General features: G+C 63.1%; 1 protein-coding gene. It reads right to left on the reverse strand.

Annotation, left to right across the window (positions count from 1 at the left end):
- Positions 1 to 144 precede the first annotated feature (144 nt).
- Positions 145 to 1,101, reverse strand: coding sequence for an IS5 family transposase (locus tag QO034_RS23260; protein WP_284487878.1), 957 nt, complete (start codon positions 1,099 to 1,101; stop codon positions 145 to 147).
- Positions 1,102 to 1,172: the final 71 nt, after the last annotated feature.

Genomic DNA, 1,172 nt, shown 5'->3' on the forward strand with positions numbered 1-1,172 from the left:
AGGATCGTCTGAACTACCGCTTCGGCTTCGCCGATTTCTGTGCCGGGGCGGACCTGCGGGGGCACCTCAGCTGTTGACGCAGGCGATTTCGGCGTATCTGTCGGCCCGAATGGCCGAGATGGGCGTCTGAAGGCAGACTCCGCCTCATGCCAGCAGCCTCCGTCGGAGGAGGAACAGGTTGCCGAGGGCGAACAGCGTGAACAGTTGGGCCCGGTTCTTCGCCAGACCACGGTAGCGGGTCTTCAGATACCCGAACTGGCGCTTGATCACCCGGAAGGGATGTTCGACTCGCGCCCGCACCATGGCGATGATCCGGTTGATATCCTCGTCGATGGGGTGCAGCGCGCCGCCTTTGGGCGCCTTGCGCATCACGCCCCAGAACTTGCCGGGGCCGGAGAACGCGGCCTCCCGCGCGGCGCTGACATAGCCCTTGTCGGCCCAGACCGATGTCTCCTCGCCATGCAGGAGGTCGTCCCAGACCTGACTGTCATGGACCTTCGCGGTCGTGGTGTCGAGGCTGTGCACGATGCCGCTTTCGGCATCCACGCCGACATGCGCCTTCATGCCGAAATACCAGTCGTTGCCCTTCTTCGTCGACGACATCTCGGGGTCACGCGCCTTGGCCTCGTTCTTGGTCGAGGATGGCGCGTCAATGATCGTCGCATCCACCAGTGTCCCCGAGCGCAGAGTGATCCCCTGATCGGCAAGGTTGCGGTTCACCTCGGCGAACAGCGTCTCGGTCAGTTGGCGCTTCTCCAGCAGGTGGCGGAAATTGAGGATGGTCGTCTCATCGGGGATGCGGTCATCGCCCAGTTCGACCCCGGCGAACCGGCGCATCGCGTCGCTGTCGTAGAGCATTTCCTCGGCCATCGGGTCGCTGAGCGCATACCAGTTCTGGAGGAAGTAGATGCGCAGCATCGTCTCCAGCGCCATCGGCGGTCGCCCACCCTTCGGCCCCGCCTTCGGATAATGCGGTTCGATCAGCGACAGCAGACGTATCCATGGGACCACCGCCTCCATTTCGGCCAGGAATTTCTCCCGCCGCGTCTGTTTCTTCTTCATCGCATGGCGGAGGCCGGGAAAGGCGGGCTGCTTGGGCATCGGGAGTGTCCTTGCTGATCATGCCCAGTCTACCTCAACCCGCTCAGAGAGCGAGGTTTTTCAGACTTTCC

The organism is Sedimentitalea xiamensis, assembly GCF_030164465.1.
GTDB classification, from domain to species: domain Bacteria; phylum Pseudomonadota; class Alphaproteobacteria; order Rhodobacterales; family Rhodobacteraceae; genus Sedimentitalea; species Sedimentitalea xiamensis.

Coding starts and splice junctions, on each gene's coding strand:
- QO034_RS23260 (WP_284487878.1), bottom strand. CDS start 1,101: ATGCCCAAGCAGCCCGCCTTTCCCGGCCTCCGCCATGCGATGAAGAAG.